This is a genomic window from Tomitella gaofuii, from assembly GCF_014126825.1.
GTDB lineage: Bacteria > Actinomycetota > Actinomycetes > Mycobacteriales > Mycobacteriaceae > Tomitella > Tomitella gaofuii.
In genome coordinates this window covers 3,212,415-3,239,410 of sequence record NZ_CP059900.1, presented here as the reverse complement: position 1 = coordinate 3,239,410, position 26,996 = coordinate 3,212,415, and the positions used below count along the sequence as shown (strand labels likewise).

The 26,996-nt window shown below is 70.2% G+C and carries 28 protein-coding genes and 3 tRNA genes; 8 read left to right on the top strand and 23 right to left on the bottom strand.

The genetic code is table 11. The features are described 5' to 3' along the window. Positions 1-39 precede the first annotated feature (39 nt). The 10 genes from H4F70_RS15010 to H4F70_RS14965 form a co-directional block, all read right to left on the bottom strand. A complete protein-coding gene (locus H4F70_RS15010) occupies positions 40-1,611 on the bottom strand; it encodes a ParB/RepB/Spo0J family partition protein (protein WP_182357748.1) in 1,572 nt (523 codons plus the stop codon). Further along, positions 1,608-1,949: a hypothetical protein gene (locus tag H4F70_RS15005; RefSeq protein ID WP_182357747.1), complete on the bottom strand. Its 342-nt coding sequence runs from the start codon at positions 1,947-1,949 to the stop codon at positions 1,608-1,610. The genes H4F70_RS15010 and H4F70_RS15005 overlap by 4 nt, the downstream gene beginning before the upstream one ends. Then, a complete protein-coding gene (locus tag H4F70_RS15000; protein ID WP_182357746.1) occupies positions 1,949-2,236 on the bottom strand; it encodes a hypothetical protein in 288 nt (95 codons plus the stop codon). The genes H4F70_RS15005 and H4F70_RS15000 overlap by 1 nt, the downstream gene beginning before the upstream one ends. Then, positions 2,233-2,547: a hypothetical protein gene (locus H4F70_RS14995; RefSeq protein ID WP_182357745.1), complete on the bottom strand. Its 315-nt coding sequence runs from the start codon at positions 2,545-2,547 to the stop codon at positions 2,233-2,235. Before H4F70_RS14995 ends, H4F70_RS15000 begins: the two co-directional genes overlap by 4 nt. Further along, positions 2,547-2,915 carry a hypothetical protein gene (locus H4F70_RS14990; protein ID WP_182357744.1) on the bottom strand — a complete coding sequence of 123 codons (369 nt, stop codon included), beginning with the start codon at positions 2,913-2,915 and terminating at the stop codon, positions 2,547-2,549. Before H4F70_RS14990 ends, H4F70_RS14995 begins: the two co-directional genes overlap by 1 nt. Then, the gene (locus H4F70_RS14985; RefSeq protein ID WP_182357743.1) at positions 2,912-3,061 is read right to left on the bottom strand and encodes a hypothetical protein; all 150 of its coding nucleotides are present in this window, start codon (positions 3,059-3,061) and stop codon (positions 2,912-2,914) included. Before H4F70_RS14985 ends, H4F70_RS14990 begins: the two co-directional genes overlap by 4 nt. Next, positions 3,058-3,231 (bottom strand): hypothetical protein, encoded by a 174-nt coding sequence (locus tag H4F70_RS14980; RefSeq protein WP_182357742.1) that lies wholly within the window; start codon positions 3,229-3,231, stop codon positions 3,058-3,060. The genes H4F70_RS14985 and H4F70_RS14980 overlap by 4 nt, the downstream gene beginning before the upstream one ends. Beyond that, a complete protein-coding gene (locus tag H4F70_RS14975; protein ID WP_182357741.1) occupies positions 3,228-3,650 on the bottom strand; it encodes a hypothetical protein in 423 nt (140 codons plus the stop codon). Before H4F70_RS14975 ends, H4F70_RS14980 begins: the two co-directional genes overlap by 4 nt. After that, positions 3,638-3,997, bottom strand: a complete 360-nt coding sequence (locus H4F70_RS14970) for a hypothetical protein (RefSeq protein WP_182357740.1) — start codon at positions 3,995-3,997, stop codon at positions 3,638-3,640. Before H4F70_RS14970 ends, H4F70_RS14975 begins: the two co-directional genes overlap by 13 nt. 104 nt (positions 3,998-4,101) lie before the next feature. Next, positions 4,102-4,305, bottom strand: coding sequence for a MerR family transcriptional regulator (locus H4F70_RS14965; RefSeq protein WP_182357739.1), 204 nt, complete (start codon positions 4,303-4,305; stop codon positions 4,102-4,104). Positions 4,306-4,412: 107 nt separating this feature from the next. On the opposite strand from H4F70_RS14965, the gene H4F70_RS14960 reads away from it, so the two are divergent. Continuing rightward, positions 4,413-4,736, top strand: a complete 324-nt coding sequence (locus H4F70_RS14960) for a helix-turn-helix domain-containing protein (protein WP_182357738.1) — start codon at positions 4,413-4,415, stop codon at positions 4,734-4,736. Here H4F70_RS14960 and H4F70_RS14955 read toward each other — a convergent pair. Next, positions 4,702-4,774: transfer RNA gene (locus H4F70_RS14955), tRNA-Lys, on the bottom strand. The two genes, H4F70_RS14960 and H4F70_RS14955, sit on opposite strands and share 35 nt — an antisense overlap. A gap of 334 nt (positions 4,775-5,108) precedes the next feature. On the opposite strand from H4F70_RS14955, the gene H4F70_RS14950 reads away from it, so the two are divergent. Both H4F70_RS14950 and H4F70_RS14945 read left to right on the top strand, forming a co-directional pair. Beyond that, the gene (locus tag H4F70_RS14950; protein WP_235681137.1) at positions 5,109-6,248 is read left to right on the top strand and encodes a L,D-transpeptidase; all 1,140 of its coding nucleotides are present in this window, start codon (positions 5,109-5,111) and stop codon (positions 6,246-6,248) included. A gap of 156 nt (positions 6,249-6,404) precedes the next feature. Beyond that, complete coding sequence (locus tag H4F70_RS14945; protein ID WP_182357736.1) at positions 6,405-7,133, top strand: hypothetical protein; 729 nt, start codon at positions 6,405-6,407, stop codon at positions 7,131-7,133. A gap of 62 nt (positions 7,134-7,195) precedes the next feature. Here H4F70_RS14945 and H4F70_RS14940 read toward each other — a convergent pair whose 3' ends face one another. The 9 genes from H4F70_RS14940 to H4F70_RS14900 form a co-directional block, all read right to left on the bottom strand. After that, positions 7,196-8,146, bottom strand: coding sequence for a threonine/serine dehydratase (locus H4F70_RS14940; protein ID WP_182357735.1), 951 nt, complete (start codon positions 8,144-8,146; stop codon positions 7,196-7,198). Positions 8,147-8,594: 448 nt separating this feature from the next. Then, a tRNA-His gene (locus H4F70_RS14935) sits at positions 8,595-8,670 on the bottom strand. Between the two features lie 95 nt (positions 8,671-8,765). Then, entirely contained in the window at positions 8,766-9,407 is a 642-nt protein-coding gene (orn, locus tag H4F70_RS14930; protein WP_182357734.1) for an oligoribonuclease, read from the bottom strand. A 58-nt stretch (positions 9,408-9,465) separates the two neighbouring features. Then, entirely contained in the window at positions 9,466-10,269 is an 804-nt protein-coding gene (gene cmrA / locus H4F70_RS14925) for a mycolate reductase (RefSeq protein WP_182357733.1), read from the bottom strand. Between the two features lie 23 nt (positions 10,270-10,292). After that, positions 10,293-11,342, bottom strand: a complete 1,050-nt coding sequence (locus H4F70_RS14920) for an alcohol dehydrogenase catalytic domain-containing protein (RefSeq protein ID WP_182357732.1) — start codon at positions 11,340-11,342, stop codon at positions 10,293-10,295. A 156-nt stretch (positions 11,343-11,498) separates the two neighbouring features. Beyond that, positions 11,499-13,133 (bottom strand): vWA domain-containing protein, encoded by a 1,635-nt coding sequence (locus tag H4F70_RS14915; protein ID WP_182357731.1) that lies wholly within the window; start codon positions 13,131-13,133, stop codon positions 11,499-11,501. A 140-nt stretch (positions 13,134-13,273) separates the two neighbouring features. After that, positions 13,274-14,257, bottom strand: a complete 984-nt coding sequence (locus H4F70_RS14910; protein WP_182357730.1) for an esterase/lipase family protein — start codon at positions 14,255-14,257, stop codon at positions 13,274-13,276. 281 nt (positions 14,258-14,538) lie between these two features. Continuing rightward, the gene (locus tag H4F70_RS14905; protein ID WP_182357729.1) at positions 14,539-16,551 is read right to left on the bottom strand and encodes an NADPH-dependent 2,4-dienoyl-CoA reductase; all 2,013 of its coding nucleotides are present in this window, start codon (positions 16,549-16,551) and stop codon (positions 14,539-14,541) included. A gap of 40 nt (positions 16,552-16,591) precedes the next feature. Further along, the gene (locus H4F70_RS14900; protein WP_182357728.1) at positions 16,592-17,176 is read right to left on the bottom strand and encodes a PadR family transcriptional regulator; all 585 of its coding nucleotides are present in this window, start codon (positions 17,174-17,176) and stop codon (positions 16,592-16,594) included. A 504-nt stretch (positions 17,177-17,680) separates the two neighbouring features. On the opposite strand from H4F70_RS14900, the gene thpD reads away from it, so the two are divergent. Both thpD and H4F70_RS14890 read left to right on the top strand, forming a co-directional pair. Beyond that, a complete protein-coding gene (gene thpD / locus H4F70_RS14895) occupies positions 17,681-18,553 on the top strand; it encodes an ectoine hydroxylase (RefSeq protein WP_372497584.1) in 873 nt (290 codons plus the stop codon). A 167-nt stretch (positions 18,554-18,720) separates the two neighbouring features. Further along, a complete protein-coding gene (locus H4F70_RS14890) occupies positions 18,721-19,629 on the top strand; it encodes a universal stress protein (protein WP_182357726.1) in 909 nt (302 codons plus the stop codon). Between the two features lie 45 nt (positions 19,630-19,674). Here the strand turns inward: H4F70_RS14890 and H4F70_RS14885 are convergent, their stop codons facing one another. From H4F70_RS14885 to H4F70_RS14875, 3 genes are all read right to left on the bottom strand, one after another. Next, complete coding sequence (locus tag H4F70_RS14885) at positions 19,675-21,393, bottom strand: alpha/beta hydrolase (protein WP_182357725.1); 1,719 nt, start codon at positions 21,391-21,393, stop codon at positions 19,675-19,677. 8 nt (positions 21,394-21,401) lie between these two features. Beyond that, positions 21,402-21,758 carry a hypothetical protein gene (locus tag H4F70_RS14880; protein ID WP_182357724.1) on the bottom strand — a complete coding sequence of 119 codons (357 nt, stop codon included), beginning with the start codon at positions 21,756-21,758 and terminating at the stop codon, positions 21,402-21,404. Positions 21,759-21,968: 210 nt separating this feature from the next. Then, positions 21,969-22,042, bottom strand: a tRNA-Arg gene (locus H4F70_RS14875). Between the two features lie 125 nt (positions 22,043-22,167). On the opposite strand from H4F70_RS14875, the gene H4F70_RS14870 reads away from it, so the two are divergent. From H4F70_RS14870 to ettA, 3 genes are all read left to right on the top strand, one after another. Then, a complete protein-coding gene (locus H4F70_RS14870) occupies positions 22,168-24,330 on the top strand; it encodes a bifunctional copper resistance protein CopD/cytochrome c oxidase assembly protein (RefSeq protein WP_182357723.1) in 2,163 nt (720 codons plus the stop codon). Between the two features lie 208 nt (positions 24,331-24,538). After that, positions 24,539-25,060, top strand: a complete 522-nt coding sequence (locus tag H4F70_RS14865) for a single-stranded DNA-binding protein (RefSeq protein WP_182357722.1) — start codon at positions 24,539-24,541, stop codon at positions 25,058-25,060. 257 nt (positions 25,061-25,317) lie between these two features. Further along, entirely contained in the window at positions 25,318-26,991 is a 1,674-nt protein-coding gene (gene ettA / locus H4F70_RS14860; RefSeq protein ID WP_182357721.1) for an energy-dependent translational throttle protein EttA, read from the top strand. Positions 26,992-26,996 lie beyond the last annotated feature (5 nt).

Here is a 26,996-nt window from a genome sequence, read left to right as displayed (position 1 = left end):
GCGAATGCCACCAGTCGTCGGCCGCGGCGGCGGTATCCACTACGCGGCCCCATCGCCCACGTCTCCGTCGGCGGGGGCGTCTTCGGCGTTCTCCGCCTCGAGGGCCGCGGCGGCGCGGGCCGTCTCGCCCTCGATCACCAGGGCCCGCTCGATGTCGGCGAGCTCGTAGCCCCACTCGAGCGAGAGCCGTTCTTTCCAGTCCTCGAGCGCGGTGCCGTTCCGCGCCGACTGCGCGTCGCGCCAGTTGTGCGGATTGAGCAGGCCCATCTCCCACTGCGGCCCCTCGTCGAGCAGGTGGGCGACCGCGGCCAGCTGATGTCGGTTCAGCCGGCCGATCGCCTTCTCGATGTCTGCGTCCGGCGTCGCGGTGGTGGTGTTCGTCCAGGTGATCTCGACTTCCGGCAGACCGAGGATCACCCGCACGTACTCGTGCTTCAACGGGGCCTGGCGCATCCGGTCGGCGGCAAGATGCACCACCACCGGCCGCAACAGCTCCTCCGCGCGGGCCGCGGTCGACACGCCGCGCGCCTGCTCGGCCAGGTGCCGCCAGCGGACGCGGGCCGCGGCGGCGACTTCCTCCGTCTGCTGCCTGATGGCCTGGTCTTCTTCGCGGCGGCGGGCCTGCGCCGCCGACTCCTCCCGCTGTGCGGCTTCCTGCTCGCTGCCAGGTTCGGGGGTGGGCCGGCGGCGCAGCCACACCACCGGCTCCGACTCGTGCACGTCGACGAGGGCGCGCACTTCCGCGGACTTGGGGTCGTCGGGTTCGGCGTCGAGTTCTTCCCACACGTCGTCGATGTCGGCGGCCCCATCGACCTCGTCCGGATCCACGCCCGAGTCGATCTGCTCCTGGGCTATCTCTTCGCCGAGCTCGTCGAGGGTCACCGCGTTGATGCCGCGCCCGGCGAGCTCGTCGCGGGCTGCCTTGGCGGCGGCGGCGCGGTCGCGGCGCCGGCGGGCGTACTCGAGGTGCAGTTGGAACATCGACGGCGAGCCGATCAGACCGGCCAGCTTCTCGTACTCCTCGTGGTCATCCGAGAACTCGTCGAGCGCGGCGACGTCGGAGAGCTTCGCCTGACCCTTGTCGACGTAGCCGCGGACTCTCTCCGACTGACGGGCCAACACCAGGTGATCCCCGACATGCGCGGCGGACCGGCCGGTCTTCTTCGCCACCTTCGCCGGCGTCAGACCCAGGTCGAGCAATGCCTGATACGCCCCAGCCTCCTCCGACACGGTCAGGTCGGCGCGGTCCTTATTCTCAGCGAGCATCGCCACGATCTGGTCCGGCGCGTCATCGCGGCCAATAAGGGTCATGCACGGCACCTCGGCCAGGCCGGCCTTGATCGCGGCTTGCAGACGCCGGTGCCCGGCCACCACCATGTACCGCTCCCAGCCGTCGACAGGATCGGCCAGGCCGTCCGGGACGACGATCAGCGGCTGCAGCACGCCCACCGCCTTGATCGACAGGACCAGGTCCGCGTCGACCGCGACCTCGCGCCGTGGATTCCGCGGGTTCGGCACGATCTTCTCGATGGGGACCGCGGTGACGTCGCTCAGCCACTTCTCGTCCGCGGGGACGGATGGCCCTGTCTGGGATGTATCGGGGGTGGTCATGGTGTCTCTCCTGAGGTGGCGCGGCCCAACGCTCGGGCGATCTCGGCGCGCACGTCGTCTGGCATGGGGTTGTGGGACTTGTTCGCCGTGCAGGTGCGGCGATGAGGAATGAACAGGGGCGTGCCGTCCGCGATCGCGGCGGCAAGGCCGCTGCCCGCCAGGGGCCGGCCGATCAACCCGTCGGCGCCGCCGGTGACCACCTGGAACACACCGTGGTCATCGGGGGACGCGTCGAGGGCGAGACGGGTGCCACGACTGGCCGTGGTCACCCACACGATCGGCGCCTCACACCGGCCGCACGTGGTGGTGCGGCGGTGGGTGCGGCGAGCAGCTGCCATCAGCCCTCCTGCGTCGTCTGGTCGGGCGGGGCGGGCAGGTGGTCGATCTGGATCACGCGGGCCGCGGGGATCTCCGTGGTCCGTACCCCCTTCGGGGTGGGCACATCACGGTCGACCACGACGAGTCCGGCGTCGACCAGGGCCACCCGGCCGATCACCGTGCGGTACGGCCGCTGATCCGACTTGGTCGGCGGCACTTCGTAGTGCACCTCCACCAGCGGCATCGGCCGGGGAGCGAGCATGTCGGCGATGCTGTCCTCGTCGCGCGGGGTGTAGGAGGTCGTCATGCCGCGCCCCCGTACCGGCGGCCGACGAGACGCACCCGCGGCGCGCTGATCGCCTCCACCCGCGCGGCCCGCGCGGCGTCCGTCTCGTCGGGGTCGACCAGGGCCGCGAGCGCCATGCACACGTCGGCGAGGGCGGCCGGCCGTTCCCCACCGATCCGGGTCAGCAGGGCGTGCAGGGCGTGCGGGTCCTGCTCGCGGATCCACGCCGCCGCCTCGAGGGCGGCGTCACCGACCCGGTCGAGGTCGCCGAGACGGCCATGCGGGGACGCGGGGCTGGGCGTCGACGCGAGGGACTCGAGGAGCGTGCGCATCACCGATCACCCCGCTGTGCCCGGGCGATGATCTCGGCGACCTGCGCTGAACCCTCGAGTCGGCGGCGGATCTCCGCGTCGGCTGCCGACTCGCCCGGCTGCGGAGCCTGGGCGAGGCGCACCGCCTGATCACGCGACAGGACCGGCTCCGGTACGTGGTACTCGTTCGTCGTCACCATCTCCGGCCGTGCCCGCGCGAGCTCGGCGCGCACTTCGGCGCGGATGATCGCGCGCAGCTCGTCCCGGCCGATCGGCGGCTCCGGCGCCCGATCCTTCTTCCGCGGGGACTTGAACCGGTGATCGGTCGGCACGGTCTCGTGGAGCACGCGGGCGTGCCCGCACCGCGCGCACACATCTGCACGGGTCATCGTGTCCCCTCCTCGAGTGGGTCGAAGCCGTACTCGGCGGCGAGCTGGTCGTAGATCGGCGTCGCCGACACCGGCCGGCGCATGGGATGCGCTTCGGTGCGCGGCGGGTACCAGGGGCGGATGCGGTGCGGAAGCAGCGGTCTCATGGGTGGTCTCCGGTGTCATGGAAGAGAGGGAACTCGACGTCGGCGGCATGCAGCTGGTGGACTCCGTCGTCGAACCGGCCATTGCGGAAGATGAATCGGCGTTCGGTGGTGCCGTACTCGACGACGGGCGTGCCGTCGGGGATCTGATCGACGTGCCAGTACTCGGTCACGGCTGCACCACCTCGATCTCGCCCGCGCGGGCCTTGCGGTAGCAGCCCGCACACAGGCCGCGGGCCTGCGCGCCGACCGTCCCCGGTGCTTCCGCCGCGCGCATCTTGTACGGGCGGAGGAGTTGGCCGCAGCCGCCCGCGCACGGATCATTCAGCCGCACCGTCTTGGCTTTGGTCCGGCCGCGCAGCGCGGCGGCCTGGTTCTTCGACAGCGGCGACGTCGGGCGGGACCGTGCTTCCGCCTTGTCGGGGGTGATGCCGAGCATGGCGAGGAACTCGGCGGCCTCGGCGCCGTTGCGGGCGTTGCGGCAGACGGTGCGGCGTGCGGCTTCCTCGGTGTCGTCGTCGACGGTGAGCCCGTCGGCGGGAATGACAGGGCGGCAGGTTCCCACGGTCGCTACCACGGTCACCACCCCCACGAGCCGACGATGGCTGCCGCGACAATGAGGCAGGCGATCGCCGAGATAGTGATCAGTGCGGCCTTGTGTGACCGGGACAGGTCCGACCACCGGTCCCAGCCGGTGACCGGCTCGAACCCGAAGCTGCAGGCGGTCGGTTCCACGGCGCCGGGGATGCGGCGGGGGAGCAGTCGCCCGGTCTGCGTGTCGACCTCGTCGTGGAAGTCGCAGGCGGTGTCCATCGGCGTGCGGCGTCCGGTGCCCGCGGGGTGCCGGCGGCGGGCCTCGATCTCGGCGAGCACCATCAGCGGGTCGGGGACGTGCGCGGGGCGCAGCTGCGGGGTGTGGTGTGGGCGGCGGTCAGGCATCGCGGGCCCCCGTCGGTAGGATTGGTGAGACACATTCGTTCCTTTGCTGGTGTGTCGTGGCCCGTCCGGGAGGGAAGCCCGGGCGGGCCCTTTCATTGCTGGGGTCAGGACGCGGCCGAGGCCGGCTTGATGAGCGCTTCGACGTCGGCGCGCCGGTACCGGCGGTGATTTGTGGGGGTGCGAATAGACGAGATCCGCCCGGCCTTCTCCCAGCGCTTGATCGTGTCGACGGAGACACCTGCGATCCGAGCCGCGACGAGCGGCTGAACCAGATCCTCCGCCGGGGAGTGAGCAGACTTACTTTGCATGGGGTGAAGACAAGCATGCGTAAATAGATGCTGTCAATTGAACGGCGTGTCGCCGGTTGATATTGCCGTGGGTTGCCCTAGTTTGCATGGGGTGTCATACTCACGGCATGAACGCGACCGTAGAAGACGACAGGGCGATCTACCCCGAGTGGACTGTCGGGGATCGCATCAAGAAGGTGCGCGGACTCACCGGTATGGGGCAGCGGGAGTTCGCCGAGGCGATCGGGTCGACCGCCGCGGCGCTCGCCGCGTGGGAGACCGACCGCGCCAAGCCGCGCGACATCGTCGCGATCGCTAAGCGGATCGAGATGCTCACGCGCGTGCCGGCCGGATGGATCCTGGGCTTGGAACGAGAAAGCCCCCGCCCGGATGACGATCCGGACGGGGGCTTGGCTGTACGCCGTCGGGGGCTCGAACCCCGGACCCGCTGATTAAGAGTCAGCTGCTCTACCAACTGAGCTAACGGCGCGTGCGTGCCAGGCGAACGAGTCGACGATCATCGCCGCACCCCGTTCGCTCGGTGCGTTGGAAACAGTATCAGGCCCGTGGACGATGACAAAAGCGTGGGGTGGACGTGTGGTGTACGTCGCTAACGCGGCGCGGTGTTCCCGCAGGTCGCCCCATTGATGGCATCATATGGTGCACGTCTGCTGTGACGGTGGGAACTCCCGGGCACGCAGACGGGGCCGATTGGCGTAGGGGCGGTCGGCGTCGTGTCTATCGATTGTGAAACGGAGTCGTGTGTGAAGGCGAGCTGGGGACGCGTTTGGGGGCGCCGTCAAGCTGTTGCCGTTGTCGGTCTGGTGGCGTTGGTGGGGGCCGCGTCCGCGTGCACGGTCGGCGGCGATTCCGATTCCGCCGCAGCGCCTGCGACGCCGGAGAAGGTCGCCGCGGAGGTCGAATTCGCGGTGCCGGACGGCTCGACCGGGATTTCGCCGATCGAGCCCGTGTCCCTCACGGTGGCCGACGGCACGCTCACCGGCGTGACGATGACCAACCCGCAGGGTGAAAAGGTCGTGGGCGAACTGGCGCCTGACGGCCAATCGTGGACCACGGCCGAATACCTGGGGTACGGCACCACCTACACCGTGCAGGCCCAGGCTCGCGGCGAGGCGGGGCCCGTCACGGAGACCGCGCAGTTCACCACGGTCCAGCCGGACAACCTGACGGCGGCGTACATGTTGCCGTTCGGCGGTCAGACTGTGGGTGTGGGCCAGCCGGCCGTGGTGCAGTTCGACGAACCCATCCCGGACCGCATGGCGGCGCAGGAAGCGATCACCGTCACGGCCGATCCGCCGGTGGAGGGCGCCTTCTACTGGGTGTCGAACAAGGAAGTGCATTGGCGCCCCAAGGAGTACTGGCAGCCGGGCACCGACGTGACGGTCGACGTCAACACCTACGGCAAGGATCTCGGCGGCGGGCTCTATGGCCAGGAGGACACGCACGCGACGTTCACGATCGGCGACTCGGTGATCGCCGTCGCCGACGACAATACGAAGATGATCACGATCTCGCGTAATGGTGAGGTCATTAAGACCATGCCCACGTCGATGGGTAAGAACATGTTCCCGACGCCCAACGGCACGTACATCATCGGGGAGAAGCACGACGAGATCATCATGGACTCGTCCACGTATGGCCTGCCCATCGATGACCCGAACGGATACAAGACACCGGTCGAGTGGGCCACCCGCATGTCGTACGGGGGCATATTCGTGCATTCCGCGCCGTGGTCGGTGTGGGCGCAGGGGAGCCAGAACACGAGCCACGGTTGTCTCAACGTGAGCCCGGCGAACGCGAAGTGGTTCTTCGAAAACTTCAAGCGGGGCGACATCGTCGTCGTCAAGAACACGGTGGGCGGCACGCTGTCCGGCACCGAGGGGCTCGGCGACTGGAACATCCCGTGGGAGAAGTGGAAGGCGGGCAACGCCGACGTGGCGTAGCCGGCCGCGCCGAGAACTTGAAACGTGTTGCAAAAGGATCCGGACGTTCGTATAGTCTCTTCTCAGTGTGACTGACTTCATGCTGAGCGCCTGCGGTGTCACACGACTCGGGCCCAGAGAGGCCGGGCCATGTCACGCCAAGGGAATGGAGACCCAGTGAGCCGTAAGACCCTGACACGGATCGCCGCCGCCGGCGCGAGCGCCGCCCTGATCGCCACCGGGATGAGCGTCGCGGTGGGGACGGGTGTGGCGAGTGCGGACAGTTCGTCGTGCAATGCGACCGAGAGTTTCAAGGGTGGAGAAATAACGGCCCAGCAAACCGTCTCGCCCGCCGCGGCCTACCCGGGCCAAGTGGTGACCTACACCACGCGGATCTCGCGGGCCTCGGGTGGTTGGAATCTTAAGGAAATCGGGATCGCAGCACCGGAAGGGTTTGTGCTCCAGGACGGTGCGCGAGTGAACGTGTGGACGCTCGGGCCCGGGCAGACCTGGTATGACGCGAACCTCCGTTCGGATTCGGATAAGAATCTGTACTGGGAGCGCACTGATGTCACGTGGGATATGAACTCCAGTCACTATGTGGAGCTGAAGACTACCTTCAAGGTTCCAGCCGATGCCGAGGTCGGTTCCACACAGCAAGCAGGGGTGCAGGCCCGTCCCGTGGGCTGGGATAGCCAGGAATGGCTCGACAAGGGCGCCTGCCTGAAGATTCGTGACAAGAACATCGTCGAGTCTGGTCAGGGCAGCCTTGAGAAATTGGGCTTCGGGTCCGTCAACTCGGGCTCGAGCCAGGTGTTCGGGTCGTTGACCGATCCGCAGGGATCGATCAGCGGGATCCTCAGCGACGTGCTCGGCAACGTTCTGGGGGACATGGTCGGTAGCTGACCGGTCGACTTAGAACGAAGCCCCGTCTCGGCCTGACCGGGACGGGGCTCCGTCGTTCGTTGTCAGTGCAGGTCCGACGGATCCGTGTTCGCCCCGCACAGCACGACGCACACCCGCTCGCCGGGTGCCGGTCGATAGTCGTCGTCGCTGATTCCCGCGAGCGCTGCGCCTGCCGCGTGCTCGACCGCCAGTCGATGTTCGTCCCACAGGCGTTGACGGGCCCGTACGATCGCGTCGTCGGAGACGAGAACGGAGCGCACGTCGCCGTACTGAGCCGCAGCCACGGCGCTTGCGGACGCGCGACGGCCGCCCAGCGAATCCGCGGCGACCCCGCCCACTTCGACCTCCACCGGGCCGCCGGCGTCCAGGGCTGTGTGCAGGGTGGGGGCGCGCTCAGGCTCGATGGCAATCACGCGAATCCCATGATGCCCGGCCACTGCGGCGATCCCGGAGAACAGCCCGCCGCCGCCGACGGCGACCGCCACGGTGTCCAGCTCCGGAACCTGCTCGACGATCTCGAGCATCACGGTGCCCGCCCCGGCCGCGATGTACGGGTCGTCGTAGGCGTGCGATTTGAGCGCGCCCGTTTCCACGGCGAAGGCGTCGCACGCATCCCATGCATTCGCGAACGGCCCGTCGATCAGGCGTACGTCCGCCCCGTAACTCCTGAGCCGGTCGATCTTCAGCTGCGGCACCGACGACGGCACGAACACCGTGGCACGGACGTCGTGTTGGCTCGCCGACCATGCGCAGGCCATACCCGCGTTGCCGCCGGATGCGATCGTCACCCCGGCGGCAGGGAAGGAGCCGGCCTCGTGGTGGGCGCGGATGAAGTTCTGTGCGCCGCGGGCCTTGAACGTGCCGGTGAACTGGAGCTGCTCGAGGGCGAAGCACACGGAGGGCCCGTCGGTCGGGGTGACGGGCTCGGCGGGGACGACCACGACCGGGCGCACGGCTCCGTGGATTCTGGCTGCCGCCGCCGCGACGTCGTCGTACCTGAGGCGGTCCGCCATGCGCTGGCTCCTTTCCACGCTGGTTGCAATGTGCGCGCGTTGCTGTTTCGAGCGTAGGCGGATCCGCGGATTGATTGGCGGGACGCAGCGGAATGCAGGCCGTCGGAGTTCGCGAGCCGGTCTGCACCGTGCGGGCGAGCCGACGGCCAGGGTGCGAGCCGCTCTGCAATCCGAGAATCATTCGACCGTCCGGCTGCGAGCGCCCCATCAGCCTGCGCGCCGCTTCACAGATTCGCCGCGCGAGAATGATTCGCGAGGTGGAGAACGGCGCGCGGGTGGGAGATTGGATCGCGGGAGACGCTGCAGCAACTCGCGGGAAGGGGGCCGGGTCGCGGCAGGCGCAGCGCCGCACGAGTACGGACCGTGCCGTACTGGACCCGCCAACGACGACAGGGCCCGGATTGCGGCTGAGGGCGCACCCTCGGCCGCAATCCGGGCCCTGTCCTGGTGGGGTGAGCGACGGGGCTCGAACCCGCGACATCTGGGATCACAACCCAGTGCTCTACCAGCTGAGCTACGCCCACCATCGGATCACGATCAGACTCCGCCGGGCGCGAAAACCCGACGGCTCCTCATCGCGAAGCCACGGACGATACTAGCGTGCGGGCACGCCCGGGGTCTAATCGGCAGGTCGCGAATCCGAACCGGCGCCCGCCGAATCGTCGGCGGCCGTCATGGCCGCGGCGATCTCGGCCACCTCCTCGGACGTGGGCCCGGGGTCGGGGACGAACGCCGTCTTGCGATAGAAGCGGAGCTCATCGATGGATTCGCGGATGTCGGCGAGAGCCCGGTGCGCCAGGCCCTTCTCCGGCTTGCCGAAGTAGATCCGCGGGTACCACCGGCGGCACAGTTCCTTGATGGAGCTCACGTCCACCATGCGGTAGTGCAGGAATCCGTCGAGGTCCGGCATGTCGCGTGCGATGAAGCCGCGGTCGGTGCCGATGGTGTTGCCGGCCAGCGGGGCGGTGCCCTCGCTGGAAATGTGTTCGCGCAGATAGGCGAGCACGGTCTTCTCCGCCTCCGCCATCGTCACCGCGGAGGCGCGGACCTCCTCGGTGAGCCCCGATGTGGCGTGCATCTCCTGCACCACCGGCGGCATGTTCGCCAGCGCCTCGTCGTCGGCGTGGATGACCACGTCGACCCCGTCGCCCAGAATGTTCAGCTCACCGTCGGTCACCAGGGCCGCGATCTCGATGAGCTTGTCGGAGCCCAGATCCAGGCCGGTCATCTCGCAGTCGATCCACACCAGTTTGTCTTGCACGGGACTCACCTTATCCGCGCCGGCCGGTCTGCGTGCGCGCACCGTGTGAACAGCCGATCTATCCGCCGAGTTTCTTGTAGAAGGCTCCGACGACGGGGGCGACCACTGCGCGGGGGCTGTACTGTCCAGCGGTGGACATGGCCTTGCCGAGCACCCCCGGGACGACGCGCATCTTGTTGTCGGCCAGCGCGTCGAGCGAGAGCTTGGCGGTGTAGTCGCTGGAGATCCAGAAGAAGTCGGGCACGAGCTTGTCGACGATGGACGCGTCGGCGGGGTCCGGTTCCTCGGTGCGGACGGGGCCGGGTGCCAGCAGCGTCACATGCACGCCGGTGCCGCGGAGCTCATGGCGCAGCGACTCGGAGAACGTGTTCGCGAACGCCTTGGTCGCTGCGTAGGTGGCGTTGTTGGGGATCGGCATGTTCCCGGCGGCCGATCCGGTGATGAGGATCCCGCCGATGCCGCGGGCGATCATTCCCGGCAACACGGCCAGCGTCAGGTCGTGCACCGCGACGGCGTTGAGCTCCACCTGGGCGCGCTCGTACTCGGGATCCAGCTCGGAGACCGGGCCGAACGTGGCGATACCGGCGTTGTTGCACAGGATGCTGACGGTGCGGCCGGACAGCTCGTCCACCAGCACCGTGCGCGCGTCGCGGTCGGCGAGGTCGACTCCGCGCACCTCGACCTGCACGCCGAACTCGTCGGTGAGCCTTGCGGCGAGGCCGTCCATGACCTCCTTGCGCCGCGCGACGAGGATCAGATTGTGCCCGCGCGCCGCGAGCTCCGCGGCGAGCGCCTCGCCGATGCCGGAGGACGCTCCCGTGACGACGGCGCGGGCCTCGGGCGTGGGTGCGGGCAGGCTCATGCGTTTCTCCAGGGTTCGGGCGATCAGGGTGTGACCATGGTCTTGATGGACTTGCGGAGTGTCATCATCTCGTAGGCGTCGCCCACCTCGTCCAGGGGCACCGCCTTGTCGAAGACCAGTCCGGGGGAGATGCGCCCGGCGAGGACGTCGGGCAGCAGTTCGTCGATGTAGGGGCGGGCGGGGGCCATGCCGCCGGCCAGGTGGAAGTTGTGCGGGAAGAGCGCGCTGATGTGCAGCGCGGGGTCGGTGGCGGGCACGCCGACGAAGCCCAGGTGCCCTCCGGGGCGCAGCACTCCGAGCGACTGGCGCATCGACTCCTCGGTGCCCACGCATTCCAGGACCGAGTCGGCCAGCCGGCCGCCCAGCAGGTCGCACACCGCGGCCACGCCCTCGTCGCCGCGCTGGTCGACGATGTCGGTGGCGCCGAACCTCTTGGCCAGGGTCTGCCTGTCCGGCCGCCGCGACATCGCGACGATCCGGCCCGCCCCGAGCCGCTGTGCTGCCAGTACCCCGGAGAGCCCCACGGCGCCGTCGCCCACGACGACGACCGTGCCGCCCTCTGTGACGTTCGCGCAGCGTGCCGCGTGGTGGCCGGTAGGCATGACGTCCGAGAGCGCCAGCAGGTCGCGGTAGTCGCCCACCTCGGGCTGCTGCGGCAGGGGCACGAGCGTGCCGTCGGCGAAGGGGACGCGGATGTACTCGGCCTGCGCGCCGCCGAGCTGCCGTCCGTCGGTGCCCGCCGCGCCCCACACGCCGAGGTTGTCGCAGGAGCTGGTCAGCCCGCGCGCACAGTTCTCGCAGGTCCCGTCGCTATGGGTGAAGGGGGCGATGACGAAGCGGCCGGCCGCGACGTGCTCGACCTGCGCTCCGACCTCCTCGACGACGCCGATGAACTCGTGCCCGATGGGGCGCGGCGCCGGTGTGGCGCGCTCACCCCGGTACGACCATAGGTCGGATCCGCACACGCACGCGCGCTCGATCCGCACGAGGGCGTCCGTGGGCTGTTCGATCACGGGGTCGGGCACATCCTCGACGCGCACGTCGTGGGGGCCGTGGATGATCGTCGCGCGCATGCAGGTGCTCCTCCTCGCCTTGCCGGATCGGGCCAAGGCAAGGGTAGCCCCTGCGGGTACAGGGGCTCCGATGCGAGCGTCAGGGCTGCGGGCAGCCCTGCGCCGACCGGGTGATGCTCGACGGCCCGGTCTCGGGGTGGGACTCGACGATGTCGTCTATCCCGTGCAGGTGGTGCTCATCGGGGCCTGTTCGAGGCTGCCCTCAATGCCGACGATCGTCGATTCGTCGCCGGTGCCGTTCGACAGCGTGAACAGGAGTGCCGTTCCTGCGCCGCCGCTGACGACCATGTGCGACTGGAACTGACCTCGGCCGGCGGTGATGGGATGGCCGGCGTATACCCGGCGAACGTCGCCGGCCGTGTCACCGCCGCGCACTCCTTCGGCGGTGTGCACGGACGGGGAGGCCTGTCCCGTCCGGTACATCGACGAGACTCCCAGGACGGTGCCGTTCTTCGCGAGCACCACGACTTCGTCGCTTCCATTGAGCGGATAGGAGTCGCAGGTGACGGAGCGGGTGACCGCGCCGACGAGGCCCGTGGCGGACAGGTCCTGCGTACTCATCCCCGCCTGGATCTGCGCCGTTCCGCCGAAGGTGAGTGCCGTGGGATCCGGCGCGGCCGCTGCGGCTGCGCCGGAGGCCGGTGCGCTCGAGTGCGGCGCACTCGATGAGGCCGGAGCGGTCTCCGGCAGGCACGCGCACAGCACGATGGTGGTGATGCGGGCGCCTTCGCCTTCCCCGTCCGCGATTGTCTGGAAGCCTGTTCCCGCATCGCTGTCCGCGGCGAACACCAGGGTGCGCGTGCCGTCGGCGTTCGTCTGGGAGTGCACGGGCCGGCCGTAAAGACTTGCCGCGTCGCCCACGGTGGACCCCGGGTGGATGCCGTCGATAGTTCTGCCGCCGTCATGCGGTGCGATGGCCGTGAGAACGCCGTCGGTGAATGTCAGGTCGCAATCGCGCCAGACCACCTGCACTGTGCCGGAGCCTGGCACAGGGGGCAGATCGTTGGCGACGGAACGGATTTCCCCGGCACTGTGCCCGATCTCCACGCCATCGCGGCCGGTGGAGGTGAGGGCCGTGCGGGCGGAGTCGAGGTCGCGCGTCGCCTGCAGCCGGGTGGTGAGCTGATCGGCGTTGTCCGCGGTGACGAACAGGCCGCCGGTGGCCGCGGCGATGCAGGAGAGATCGTCGTCGCCGTCCCCGCCGGTGCGGAATCCGATGGTGGAGATCGTCAGTGCCGGTCGTCGGGAGTGCAGGTCGGTGGCGACGTCGCACGGCGGGGTGCCGCAGGTGTCCTCGCCGTCTGAGACCAGCACGATCGCTTGGTCGCCGGAGGGGGGAAGCTGGTTGGCCGCTTGCGTCAGGGCCGCGGCGATCGGCGTGTAGCCCGAGGGTGTGATCGCGTCGATCGAGCGGGTGGCGGCTGCCGCGTCGAGTGGACCGAGCGGGATGAGCGTGGTGACGTCCACGCAGCCCTTGGCCTTGTCCTCGGGGGCGGATCCGGTGCGGGTGCCGTAGGCGAGGAGCGTGAAGTCGTTGCGTGCGGGGAGGCCCGCCACCAGTGAGTCCGCCGCGTGCTTGGCGGCGTCGATCCTCGGGCCGGGCGCATCGTTCTCCGTCATGGACCCCGAGGCGTCGATGATGAGGGCGGTGGGGATGCTCCGTTGCGCGGTGGTCGTGCCGGCCGCCCCGCCCGTGGCGGCGGTCGACCCCTCGCCGGTGTCGCCCGATGAGCATCCGGCGACCATGAGCAGCAGCGCGACCAGCAGAATCCATGGTGTGGAATTCCTCATCGGATCACGCTAGTACAGGCGGACGCTCCGCCGGCAGTCGTGTGTTCGGGGGACCTGGGCACTGATTGCGGCACGCCGGGTCCGGTGCAGGCCCGCAACCGATTGCGCAGACGCGTCGCTCCGCTGTGAGGACCGCCGAATCATCGCCCTGGAACGTGGGGCGGCATCGGCATCGGCATCGGCAGGGACGATGTGCCCGGCGCCGGGCAGGCGACGTGATGCGTCTCCGCGTAGCCGGGACTCAACGTCGCCAGCACGATGAAGATGGCGGCGGGGTCGAACGGCATCCGGCCATGCCGTGTCGTGTCACCCGGGCACAGGCTCTGCACCCAGACGTTGCGCACGGTCGCACCGGGGCCGGCCGTGAGGAACGTCGCCGCCGGGGGCGTCGACACCAGGTCGGCCTTGTCGCCGATGGCCGTGTAGTGGACGCCGGGCCGAGTATCGCCGCCGGCGTTGAGATGAGTGATGAAACGGCTGCCGGCCAACTGCTGCATGGCGGCCTGCCCGACGACCGGTTCCACGAGATCGTCGGCCGATTGATCCCCCGCGATCAGTGCGGCCAGGCCGGAGACGGTGGTTCCGTGATTGGTTCCGGAGATGGTGATGAGGTGCAGCACCTTGTTCAGTCCGGGATCGTCCGGGTTCGTGCCGCCGTTGAAGCGCAGGTATTGCCGGCTCATCGGCCCCCCTTGCGAGTGAGCCACGATGTCCACCTTGCCGGTTCCGGTCGCGGCGAGGACCCTGTCCACGAACACTGCGAGCTGCCCCGCGGACTCTGCGATGTCGGCGGTGGCGAAATACCCCGGGATCCGGCCGGCGACACTCGAGAGGTCTTTGCCGTAGTTCAGGGTGAACACGCAGAACCCTTCGGCTTTGAGCGCCGGCGACATGGCGTTCCAGGCGTCCTGGTTGCTGTAGGTGCCATGCACCAACACGACCGCACGCGGATGGTCGGCCGTCGGTGTGCAGTTCCAGTCGTTCGCGCCCGGGGGCGGCACACTGCCGTCCGTGGGCAGCGCTGCCGGGACCGGATCGGCCGCGGCCGACGGAAGGGCGGTCGCGGGCGGGGCGGCAAGCAGCGGTGCGACGGTGAAGGCCGTCGTGGCGGCGATGACTCCCATGGGTCGCAGGTACCGATGCCGCCGCCGGTATCCGGGCGAGGCAGAGGCGGAGAGGCGACGTGCGGCTGCCCTCGAGGTGGACGTCATCGTCCGGTTCCTTCACTGGCGGGTGTTCCGCGGAACCGCACCGGACGCGGCCAGGGTGCGGTCAGGCGATGGACCCGATAATCCTAACGAATGAAATAGTGTGGCGTCTGCGTTTCCGGAGATTCGCCTGTGCCATCGCGTCGCCTGCATCCCCGGCCTGGGCGGTCGCCCGCCGCCCGCCGCCCGCCGGCCGCTCAGATCGCGGCCGCCACCTCGGTGCCCTGCTTGATGGCGCGCTTGGCGTCGAGCTCGGCGGCCACGTCGGCGCCGCCGATCACGTGATGGGTGATGCCCCGGTCCGCGAGCCGGCCGACGAGGTCGCGTACCGATTCCTGCCCGGCGCACACGACCACCGTGTCGACGCCGAGCACACGGTAGTCGTCGCCGATCCGCAGGTGCAGACCGTCGTCGTCGATCTTGAGGTATTCGACGCCGGCGAGTTGCTCGACCCCCTTGGCCTTGAGCGCCGCGCGATGCACCCAGCCGGTGGTCTTGCCGAGGTCCTTGCCGATGCGGCTGGTCTTGCGCTGGCACAGGTACACACGGCGCGGAGACGGAGCGGGCTGCGGCTTCGTCAGCGCCCCGGGGGCATCCTCGTCGTAGGTGACGCCCCACTCGCGCATCCACTCGTCGAGGTCCAGCGTCGGTGAGGCCTCGTGGGTGAGGAACTCGCTGACGTCGACGCCGATGCCGCCGGCGCCGATCACCGCCACCGCATCGCCTGCGGGCCGTGCGCCCAGCACGAGGTCCGAGTAGGTGACGGCCTTGGGGTGGTCGATCCCCTCGATGCCGGGAATGCGCGGGGCGACTCCGGTGGCGATGACGACCTCGTCGAAGCCGGCGAGGTCGTCGATCCCGGCGCGCGTGCCCAGGCGCAGGTCCACGCCGGTGAGCGCGATGCGGCGGGTGAAGTAGCGGATGGTCTCGGCGAACTCCTCTTTGCCGGGGATGCGCCGTGCGATCTCGAACTGCCCGCCGATGCGGTCGGACGCCTCGAACAGGGTCACCGTGTGCCCGCGTTCGGCGAGCGTGGTGGCCGCCGCCAGTCCGGCGGGCCCCGCGCCCACCACGGCGACCGACTTCGCGGTACGCGTGGGACCCAGCGTGAGGATGGTCTCGTGGCAGGCGCGCGGGTTGACCAGGCACGACGCGGTCTTGTTTTCGAAGGTGTGGTCCAGGCAGGCCTGGTTGCAGGCGATGCAGGTGTTGATCTCGTCGGCCCGCCCCGCGGAGGCCTTGCGGGCCCAGTCCGGGTCGGCGAGCATCGGGCGGGCCAGCGACACGAGCTCCACCGCGCTGGTCGTGAGGATCTCCTCCGCGGTCTCCGGCATGTTGATCCGGTTGGACGCGCACACCGGGATGCGCACCTCTTTGGCGATCCGCTCGGTGAAGTCGACGAAGGCGGCCCGCGGCACCGAGGTGACGATGGTGGGAACCCGCGCCTCGTGCCAGCCGATGTCGGTGTTGATGATGGTGACGCCTGCGGCCTCCAGCTCGCGTGCCAGCGCGGTGATCTCCTCCCAGGTCTGGCCGCCGGAGACGAGGTCCGCCATCGAGAGGCGGAACATCACGATGAAGTCCGTGCCCACGGCCTCGCGCGCCGCGCGGGCGATGGCCACCGCGATGCGCCGGCGGTTCTCGGCGGACCCGCCCCACCGGTCGGTGCGCTTGTTGACGCGCTGGGCCAGGAACTGGTTGATGAAGTAGCCCTCGCCGCCCATGATCTCGACGCCGTCGTACCCGGCCTCGCGGGCCAGGCGGGCCGACCGGGCGAAGTCGCGGATCACCTTCTCGACGCCCCGGCCGCTCAGTGCGCGGGGTTTGAACGGATTGATGGGGGACTGGACGGCCGACGCCGACACCGACAGCGGCCAGTACGAGTAGCGGCCGGCATGCAGGAGCTGCAGCGCGATCTTCCCGCCCTCGGCGTGGACGGCGTCGGTGATCCTCCGGTGACGCCGGGCGTGCTGGTGGCTGGTCATCATCGCGCCGAAGGGGATCAGCCAGCCCTCGTGGTTGGGCGCGTACCCGCCGGTGACGATGAGGCCGGCGCCGCCACGGGCGCGCTCGGCGTAGAACTCGGCCAGCCGGCCGATGTTCTTGGCGCGGTCTTCGAGGCCCGTGTGCATCGAACCCATGACCACGCGGTTGCGCAGTGTCGTGAAACCGAGATCCAGGGGGGTGAACAGGGCGGGGTATGCGGTCATGACGGGCCTTTCGTCGGGCCGGGCCGGGCCGGCCGGCGGGTCAGGGGCGGGCGATCTCGGTGGAGCCGTCCGGAGCGTCGGCGTCGGGATGCGCGCCGTCCAACGCGGCGGCCACTTCGTCACACCACTCGACGAGGGACTCCTCGATGCGGATCCCGCCGCGCAGGACCAGGAACTGGTGGAGCTGCCTCGGGGCGAGGACGCCCGGGTCGGGGAAGTCCTTGGCCAGCATCCGGCGGTAGGCCGCCAACCGGGTGCGGTGCTCGCCGCCGTGACGGCGCACCTCGGTGAGCACCGCCGAGGCGTCTCCGTACGAGGCCGCGCGGATCTTGACGCTGAGCTCGTCGCGGATGGTCGACGGATCCGACGGGCGGGTGAGCCAGTCGCGGAGTTCCGCGGCGCCCGGCCCGCCCACGGCGTAGACCTTCTTGTCCGGACGCCCGTTCTGCGGAACCGCCTCGCAGGTGACCCAGCCGTCGGCGGTCATCCGTTTGAGCGTGCGGTAGATCTGCTGATGGCTGGCGCCGTAGAAGAAGCCGATGGATTTGTCGAACCTGCGCGCGAGCTCGTAGCCGCTGCCGGCGCGCTCCGACAGGGCCACGAGGATCGCGTGTTCCAATGCCACGCCGGAACCGTACCTATGCTCGCGGTTGCAGTGCAACTTGTTGCATACAGTTCTGCGCGTTGCCCGTCCGGCGCCGCCCACCCGGGCGTGCATTCGGTGCGGTGAAGCGATATAGGTGGGATACGGCCCACGTCGGCGGCACCGCGGGTGCGGCGGATTCGGATCCGGCCGCACCCGATGCCCGCGCCGCCGCCTCCCGCGGGGCACCCTGGCCGCGTCCGGCCGCGCACACCGTGCGGTCCGCAGCGGCATGCCGGACGGGCCGCTGCGAGTCCGGCGAGCGCCTGCTGCCGGACCGCAATCTCGGTCCGTCGGCCGCCGCAGCCGTGCACTTCCCCCGGGAGCAGCACTGAAGAGCGGAGGTCCAGTCAGACAATGCGTACCGATTCCCATCAGCACCCGCACCGCGCGACGACGACCGCGCCGAGCCGCCGTGCCCGGCGTCCGCGCGTCGCAGACCGGTACCCGACCCGGTCGTCCGCGTCCGTGGAACCGGGCGGCCGCGTGCGCTGGATCGATCGGCTGCACGCGGTGGTGTGGTCGGCGGACGGGGACTCCGCCGCCGTCGACGGGCCCTTCGGCTCCGGCGAGTTGCGCAGCCACGAAGAGAAGGGGTACACGATCGTTCCGGGCCTCCTTTCTCCGGCGGAGGTGCAGGAGTACTGGTCGGAGCTCGAGCGGTTGACTGCGGATCCGGCGCTCGCCGACGATCATCGGGTGATCCGCGAGCCGGGGTCCGGGGCGATCCGGTCGATCTTCGAGGTGCACCGCATCTCCGAGGTGATCGCCGGGTTGGCACGGGACAGGCGGGTATTGGACGCGGCACGTCAGATCCTCGGCTCGGAGGTCTACATCCACCAGAGCCGGATCAACTACATGCCAGGGTTCGAAGGCAAGGGGTTCTACTGGCACTCGGACTTCGAGACGTGGCATGCGGAGGACGGACTGCCCGCGCCCCGGGCGGTGAGCCTGTCGATCGCGCTCACCGACAACTACCCGTTCAACGGCGGACTGATGGTGATGCCGGGCTCGCACCGGCACTTCGTCCCCGGGAGGGGGGAGACGCCGTCGGAGAACCACCGGCGGTCGTTGATCATGCAGAACGTCGGCGTCCCGAGCCACGACGACATCACCGAACTCGCCGCCGAGTACGGTATCGACCAGTTCACCGGCGCCGCCGGGGCCGGGCTGTGGTTCGACTCGAACATCATGCACGGCTCCGGAAACAACATCACGCCGTATCCCCGCTCGAACATCTTCCTGGTGTTCAACAGCGTGGACAACGCCCCGGTCGACCCTTTCGAGGCGAAGGCCCCGCGTCCGCCGCACATCGCCGCCCGTGACGCGACGCCGATGCTCCGTCGCGGGCGCGGATGACGCACCGCCGGCCGCCGCGCCCGGTTTCGCACGCCCGCCCGGTCTGCTCGGACTAGTCTGAGGCCGGCGGGCCGGGCCCGGCGAAACGGTCGGGACGCGACGACGGCGATGGCGGGATGACAGCGAGGGCGGGATGACAGCGAGGGCGGGATGACAGCGAGGGCGCGATGACGCAGCACGCGGGGAATGCACGTGCGCAGGTCGGTGTGCTTGCGGCGGTGGACGGTTCGGCGGCGGCGCTCGGCGCCGCGCGGTGGGCGGCCCTGCACGCGCGCCGGCACGATCGCCCGCTGACGGTCGGCTGCGCAGTCCAGTTGCCGGTGCCCTCCGGCGCCGCGGGGAGCACGCGCACGGACTTCCTCGATGCGCTGCGCGGGCGCTGCGAGCGGGCCCTCGGCCGGGCGGAGACTGCGGTGCGGGGCGTGCTGGGAGCGGAGCACCCGGTGCGCACCGTCCTGTGGGAGGGCCCGCCGATTCCCGCGATCCGAGCCGCGGCCGGTGACGCCGATCTGGTGGTGCTGGGCGACCGCGGCCTGGGCGAGTCCCCGGAGAGTGCCGCCGGGTCGGTGACCTCGGCGCTGATCGCCTACGGCGTCTGCCCTGTCGCGGTGGTCCGGGGGTGGACGGGCGCCGAGGAGGGCCTGGGGGCCGGGCCGGTCGTGGTGGGGGTCGACGGTTCCGCCCACTGCACGCCCGCGCTCGAGTTCGCGCTGGTCGAGGCGCAGGCGCGCGGTGCCGTGCTTGAGGTGGTGCACGCCTGGAGCGACGTGCCCCTGACCGGTCTGGACGAGCCGCACCTGCAGTGGGAGACGATCCAGCAGCGTGAGGACGCGGTGCTGGCAGAGTCGCTCGCGGGATGGCAGGAGCAGTTTCCCGGGGTGACGATCCGCCGTGAGGTCGTGCACGACCGTCCGGTGCGGCACCTGCTCCGCCATGCCGACGACGCGCAGCTGCTGGTGGTGGGTCACCGCGGGCGCGGCGGTTTCGCCGGCATGATGGTCGGCTCCACGTCGCGCGCACTGTTGCACGCCGCGCCCTGCCCGCTGGTAGTGGTGCGCGACGCGGGTGGGCACTGACGCGCGGAGAGCAGCCCCGCCGCGTCCACAGTCTCCTGGGGCGCGCTACTTGCGGATGAGATTCCCGGTGCGCCCGGCCACCACGGCCGCCATGTTGTAGGTGGACGTGCGCAGCCCGCCGTCCGGGCCGGGGCGCGTGTACTCGCCGTGGCCCGATGCGCCGTCGAGATGTCTGCCGCCGGGGGTCGTGGCCTCGTCGGTGGACAGCTGCTCGAACGAGGAGAGCGTGCCGGGATCCGGGCCGAACTTGTCGAGAACTCGGATCAGCGGAGGAGCGAGCGGACCTTCCAGCTTGCCGATCTCCGCGACTGCGTCGCCGTCCGCCTCCAGCACGTACGCGTGGTGCGGAGCGAGCCCCAGGTCGCCGGGGTCATCGGCCATCACTCCCGGGGAACCGTAGAAGACGACGTCGTCCACCGCCCCGTGTACAGCCGGGTTCTGCAGGGCCAGGCTGGTCGTGGTCGAACCGTACGAGTGCCCCAGCGCGGTGATGTGCGGATCAGGATGCTGCGACGCGGCCTGGAGCCCGTCCAGGAACGGGGCCAGCCGCGCGGCGCCGTCCCGTGCCGTGGCCGGCGTGACGGTGTCCGCCAGACCGGACACGACCTCGGTGACGCTGTCGATCCCGACCTGCGGTGCGTCGTAGCCGATCCAGGCGATCGCGGCGACGTCGTCGACCGCCGCACCCGCAGTCCTCGTGTCGCCGTCGGCTATCTGCGCCGCCGCGGCGGCGCGCAGCACACCGGCCTCCTCGACCATCGTCGCGAGTGAGCCCTCGACGGTCGTGTTGAGGCCGGGCGTGGTCACGGCGATGTGCTCGGAGGTATCCGGGTCGCCCACGGCGACGGCGGCCCGGCCGCGGGCGTCGCCGCGCATGTCCAGGGTCATGAGCCGGGCGGACGGATTCGCGGCCATGACAGTGCGGACGGCGTCGATGTCGCGGAGCTTCGCCCGCACCCGGGTGAGCTGTCCATCGGCGTGGGCGCGGCGTGCGCTGTCCGCTTCACGTTCGAGCCGGTTCTGCTCGGTGTCGAGCAGATGCATGTTGGCGCGGTGGCGGGCGTCCGCGGGGATTCCGTCGAGCGCGCCCACTGCAGCGGGGCGCACCGCGATCAGCTCGGCCTGCTCGCCGGGGCTCAGCGACCGCCAATACTCGTTGTTGGCGGCCGGCGTCCCGGAGGGCACGGCGGGAGCGGAGCCCGCCGCGTGCGTCATGGCGGCCAGCGCGCCGACGCTGCCGTCGCCCCAGCCTGCGGCGCGCACCGCGTCCTCGCGGGCCATCGCGGCGTCGACTGCGGCGGCCGCATCCGCGTCCACCGCGGCGAAGCCGTCGAGGGCGTCCGCGATCCGGAGCGCGGCGAGCTCGGCCCGCTGCTCCAGCTCCGGTTCGGGAATCGGGGCGCGGACGGTGGACGTCGCCTCGTCGACGAGGATGCCGTCGACGACGGCCTCCTGGACCTCGCCGAGGACCTCCGATCGTGCGACGTGCAGGCGCTGGTAGGCGTCCCCGAGGCACGTGCTGACGCGGTGCTCGCGGGCGGCTGCGGCATCACCGTGGGACAGGGCGGAACGGACCGAACCACGCGCGCGGTGCGCCGCATACCCGGACCACGATCGGAACAAGCGTCGTGCCGCCCGGTCGACGTCGTCGTGGGCGTAGCCCAGCCGTACGGCGCCGGTGTCGGCCGCGTTGGCGGCGGCGCGCACGCCGGTGATGTCGAGGGCCCGCACCTCCGCGATGCTGAGTCGGCGGGGTGCGGTCACAGGCGTGCTCATCGGGTGCCCCCGTCCGTCGGCCAGGCCATGGCCCCGGCGATCGTCTCTTCGGCCTGCGTGAAGTCGTCGGCATTGGAGGAGGCCGAGCGGGCCATCCCGGACAGGTCTCCGGCGAACGCGCGGTGCGCCTCGCGGAGCGGCCTGGCCGCCCGCGCGAGCGCCGCGCCGACGGCCGACCCCGCGAGCGCCTCGGCGGCGGCGGACACCCGCGCCGCGGACTCGATCGACCCCACGGCCGCCGATTCCTCCGACGCCGACGCCGCGAAGGCGCGGAGCGCATCCACGTCCACGCTGAGCAGCGCGTCACCTGTTCTCGTCCCGGTGTCGGTTCCGGCTGGATCCTTCGGTCCCACTACGGCCTCCCCCCATCGACGGCACCACCCCCCGCGGCGCCGTCCACTACTACGACGCGGCGGCGCGGCCGGCGGTTCCACCGGGAGGATCGCGAGAACAGGGGGGAGCCGGGGCCGGTCGGTGCGGGCTTACGGCGGATCGAACGGCTTTCCTGCGGCACATCGTGCAGGGTGGACGGTAGATGCACCGCCTCACCTGCAACGATACGGCGCCCCCGGCAGGACTCGAACCTGCGACCTAGAGATTAGAAGGCTCTTGCTCTATCCACCTGAGCTACGGAGGCCGGCCCCGAGCGGTCCCGGGACGAGTCGAGATTCTACGCGGGGTCGCGAAACGTCCATGGTGACGGGGACTACCCGGGATCCCCTCGCAGGTGGCGCGCATTGCGGAGCCGCTTACCCTGTAGGCATGGCTACGTCCGACCTCGTCTCGACTCCGGACTCGCGCGACCCGGAGTCGCCCGGGAAGGACCCGTCCGCACCCGCCCCCGACGACACGACCACCGGCGCGCCCGCCGGGCCGCGGCCCGGATCCCGCGGAGGGTCGATCGGCGGCCTGGTCGTGGTGTGCGCGGGCATCGCGGCGCTCGTCGCGGCGATGCTCTCGAGCCTGTCGCTGACGGCCAAGCTCAGCGCACTCGGCATCGCGAGTGCCGGTGCGGTCACCGACTACGGCATCCCGGTGCTGCGCGCGGCGGGGGAGATCTCCGCCGTCGTCGCGATCGGCTCGCTCCTGCTCGCGGCGTTCCTGGCGCCGCCGCAGCGCAACGGAATCCTCGACGTCGACGGATATCGGGCGGTGCGCACGGCATCCGTCGCGGCGATCGTCTGGGCCGCGGTGGCCCTGCTGATGATCCCGCTGCAGCTGTCGGAGGTGTCCGGCCGCCCGTTCACAGAGGCGATGCTCCCGGACAACGCGCTGAGCGGCATCGAACAGGTGGAGGCGTCACGCGCCTGGCTGTGGGTGGCGATCTTCGCGGTCGTGCTGGCCATCGGCTGCCGGCTGATTCTGCGCTGGGGTTGGACACCGCCGCTGCTCGCGCTGAGCATCCTCACGCTGATGCCGCTCGCGATCACTGGGCACTCCGGCTCGGGCGGCAACCACGACATGGCCACCAACTCTCTCGTGCTGCACCTGGTGGCGGCGTCGCTGTGGGCGGGCGGACTGTTCGCGGTGCTCGCGCACGCACGGCGCAAGGGCAAGTACACCGACGTCGTCGTCCGGCGCTATTCGCACGTCGCCACGGTGGCGCTCATCGTCATCGCAGTCAGTGGCGTGATCAACGCGCTCGTGCGGGTCACACCGTCGGACCTGTTCAGCACCACCTACGGCTGGATGATCGTCGGCAAGGCCGCAGCGCTCGTCGTGCTGGCGGGCATCGGCCTGCAACAGCGGCGGGTGTCGGTGCGGGCCTTGCAGCGTGACGCGTCGGCCCGGCGGCCTCTGGTGCGGCTGGCCACCGTCGAGGTGATGGTGTTCTCTGCGACCTTCGGGCTGGCGGTGGCCTTGGGCGGGGCCCCGCCGCCGCCCCCTGGGCGCGAGCTGAGCATTCAGGAGGTGCTGCTGGGGTACACCCTCGACGGCCCCCCGACCCTGATGCGCCTGCTGTTCGACTGGCGCTTCGACCTGCTGTACGGCACCGCCGCCATCGTCATCGCGGTGGTCTACCTGCTGGCCGTGCGCAGGCTGCGTTCGCGCGGCATCGCCTGGCCGGTGGGCCGCACCATCGCCTGGCTGGCCGGCGCATTCCTGTTGCTGTTCACCACGAGTTCCGGGGTGGGGCGCTACACGATGGCCATGTTCAGCGTGCACATGGGCGCGCACATGGTGATGTCGATGCTGGTCCCGGTCCTGCTGGTGCTCGGCGCGCCGATGACGCTGGCGTTGCGCGCGCTGAAGCCGGCGGGCAAGGACGGCGTGCCCGGGCTGCGCGAATGGTTGCTGGCGGCGCTGCACAGCCCCGTCTCCCGTTTTCTGACGCATCCCGTAGTGGCCGCGGTGATCTTCGTCAGCGGGTTCTACGGGCTGTACCTGACGCCCATCTTCGGCGACATCGTGTCCACCCACACCGGGCACGTGCTGATGAACCTGCACTTCCTGCTCAGCGGCTACCTGTTCTACTACGTCGTGCTGGGGGTGGACCCGGCCCCGCGCAGGCTCGAGCCGGTCACCAGGCTGGGTGTGGTGATGGCGACGCTGCCGCTGCACGCGTTCTTCGGCATCGCGCTGATGATGACCGACACGGTGATGGGCTACGACTTCTACCACGGTCTGAACCTGCCGTGGGTGACGGATCTGCTGCGTGACCAGCAGACCGGCGGCGGCATCACGTGGGCGTCCGGCGAGCTGCCGCTGCTGCTGATCATGGCGGCACTGGGCGTGCAATGGTCCCGGTCGGATCAGCGCAGGGCACGGCAGCACGACCGGCGTGAGGAGCGCGATCACGACGCCGAGCTGGAGTCGTACAACGCGATGTTCCAGGAGCTGGCGCGACGCGACCACGCGGACGACGCGGCGCAACGGGACGGCGCGAACAATCCCGCTGAGGATGGCGCCACCCGTCCGACGTGACCCGCTGCCGGCGTGAGCACCCCGCGCGCCCGGGAGTCAAGTCCGTGCGCAGGGTTGTCCACAGCCGCGGAGTTATCCCCAGACCGGGCGGTGTCGCGGGCAGAACGGGCCTGTGCTGTCGTCGGCGTGCGGCATCGTCGTAGGCGGCGTCCGCGCGGGCGTCCCGGCCGCACGGCGCGGACCGGTTTGAGGGGAGGGGGTCTCGCGCGTGTTCGAGACGTACATGACGGTGATCGGGAACGTGGCGAACAAGCCGGACCGGCGCGATACGCCGGCGGGGGAGGTCGTGAGCTTCCGGTTGGGCAGCACGGCGCGGTACTGGTCCGAGGAGGACAAGAGCTGGCGCGACGGCAGTTCGCTGTTCCTCACGGTGAATTGCTGGCGCCGCCTCGTCAACGGTGTCGCGCTCGGCGTGGTCAGGGGGGCGCCGGTGATCGCGCACGGCCCGGTGCGTCTGCGCGAGTACACGACGCAGGAGGGCCAGCGGCGCAGCGTCATGGAGATGCGTGCGGTCTCCGTGGGGCTGGACCTGGCGCGATGCCTCGCGGAGCGCGTCGACCAGCAGCGCCGGAGTGGGCCCGGGGACGTAGCGGAGCCCGGCGGTGTCCACCCCGCTCGGGAAGAGGAAGGGACACGCGCGGCGCCGGAGCGGGACCCGGGCGCGGCGGGCTACGCAGGGCTTCCGGAGGCCCCGGACGTGCCCCGCGAGGCGGAGCCGGTGGAGGCGTGAGATCCCGTTGACGCGGGCCGACGGGGCCGGGTTCCGCGCTGAGACGGGCGTCTCGCCGCGGAATCCGGCCGGGCGGCGGGCTGCGCGGGCACGGTAGGGTGGCGACCCGGGTGGCCGTCCGCGTGCGGTCACGGACACCGGGGGAGCAGGCGACGTCGGCGGGCCGGCCGGAACGGCGCCGCGGAGTGCCCGGTGGCAGAAGATCAGTAGGGCGCAGTAGGCCCCGTATGGCGTAGAGCCCAGTTGGGAGTGTGCAGGTGTCGGAGTTCATCTACACCATGAAGAAGGTGCGCAAGGCGCACGGTGACAAAGTCATCCTCGACGACGTCACGATGAGCTTCTACCCCGGCGCCAAGATCGGCGTCGTCGGCCCCAACGGCGCCGGCAAGTCCAGCATCCTCAAGATCATGGCCGGGCTGGACCAGCCCAGCAACGGCGAGGCGTTCCTGGACCCGGGCGCCACCGTGGGCATCCTGCAGCAGGAGCCGCCGCTCAATGAGGAGAAGACGGTCAAGCAGAACGTCGAGGAGGGCCTCGGCGAGATCAAGGTGAAGCTGGACCGCTTCAACGAGATCGCCGAGCTCATGGCCACCGACTACTCGGACGAGCTCATGGAGGAGATGGGCAAGCTCCAAGAGGAGCTCGACCATGCCGACGCCTGGGATCTGGACTCGCAGCTCGAGCAGGCCATGGATGCCCTGCGCTGCCCGGCCGGCGACGAGCCCGTCACGCACCTGTCCGGCGGCGAACGCCGTCGCGTCGCGCTGTGCAAGCTGCTGCTGAGCAAGCCGGACCTGCTCCTGCTCGACGAGCCGACCAACCACTTGGACGCGGAGTCGGTGCTGTGGCTCGAGCAGCACCTGGCGAGCTATCCGGGCGCCGTGCTCGCCGTCACACACGACCGCTACTTCCTCGACCACGTGGCGCAGTGGATCTGCGAGGTCGACCGCGGCAAGCTGCACCCGTACGAGGGCAACTACTCGACCTACCTGGAGAAGAAGGCCGAGCGCCTCGAGGTGCAGGGCAAGAAGGACCAGAAGCTGCAGCGCCGCCTCAAGGAGGAGCTCGCCTGGGTGCGCTCCGGCGCGAAGGCCCGCCAGGCCAAGAACAAGGCCCGCCTGCAGCGCTACGAGCAGATGGCGGACGAGGCGGACAAGCTCCGCAAGCTGGACTTCGAGGAGATCCAGATCCCCACGCCCCCGCGCCTGGGCGACGTGGTGGTGGAGGTCGACAATCTCACCAAGGGCTTCGGCGACCGGACCCTGATCAAGGACCTCTCGTTCACGCTGCCGCGCAACGGCATCGTCGGCGTCATCGGCCCCAACGGCGTGGGCAAGACCACCCTGTTCAAGACCATCGTGGGCCTCGAGGAGCCGGACAGCGGCACCGTCAAGGTGGGCGAGACGGTCAGGCTCAGCTACGTGGATCAGGGCCGCGAGAACATCGACCCCAAGAAGACGGTGTTCGAGGTGGTCTCCGACGGCCTCGACTACATCGAGGTGGGCCAGAACGAGATGCCCTCGCGCGCCTACGTGAGCGCGTTCGGATTCAAGGGTCCGGACCAGCAGAAGCCGGCGGGTGTGCTCTCCGGAGGTGAGCGGAACCGGCTGAACCTGGCGCTCACCCTCAAAGAGGGCGGCAACCTGATCCTCCTCGACGAGCCCACCAACGACCTGGACGTGGAGACGCTCGGCTCGCTGGAGAACGCGCTCGAATCGTTCCCGGGCTGCGCCGTGGTGATCTCGCACGACAGGTGGTTCCTGGACCGCACCTGCACCCATATCCTGGCGTGGGAGGGCAACGTCGCCGAGGGCCAGTGGTACTGGTACGAGGGCAACTTCGAGGGGTACGAGGCCAACAAGACCGAGCGCCTGGGCGTGGACGCGTCGCGCCCGCACCGCGTCACCTATCGCAAGCTGACCAGGGACTGAGGGGC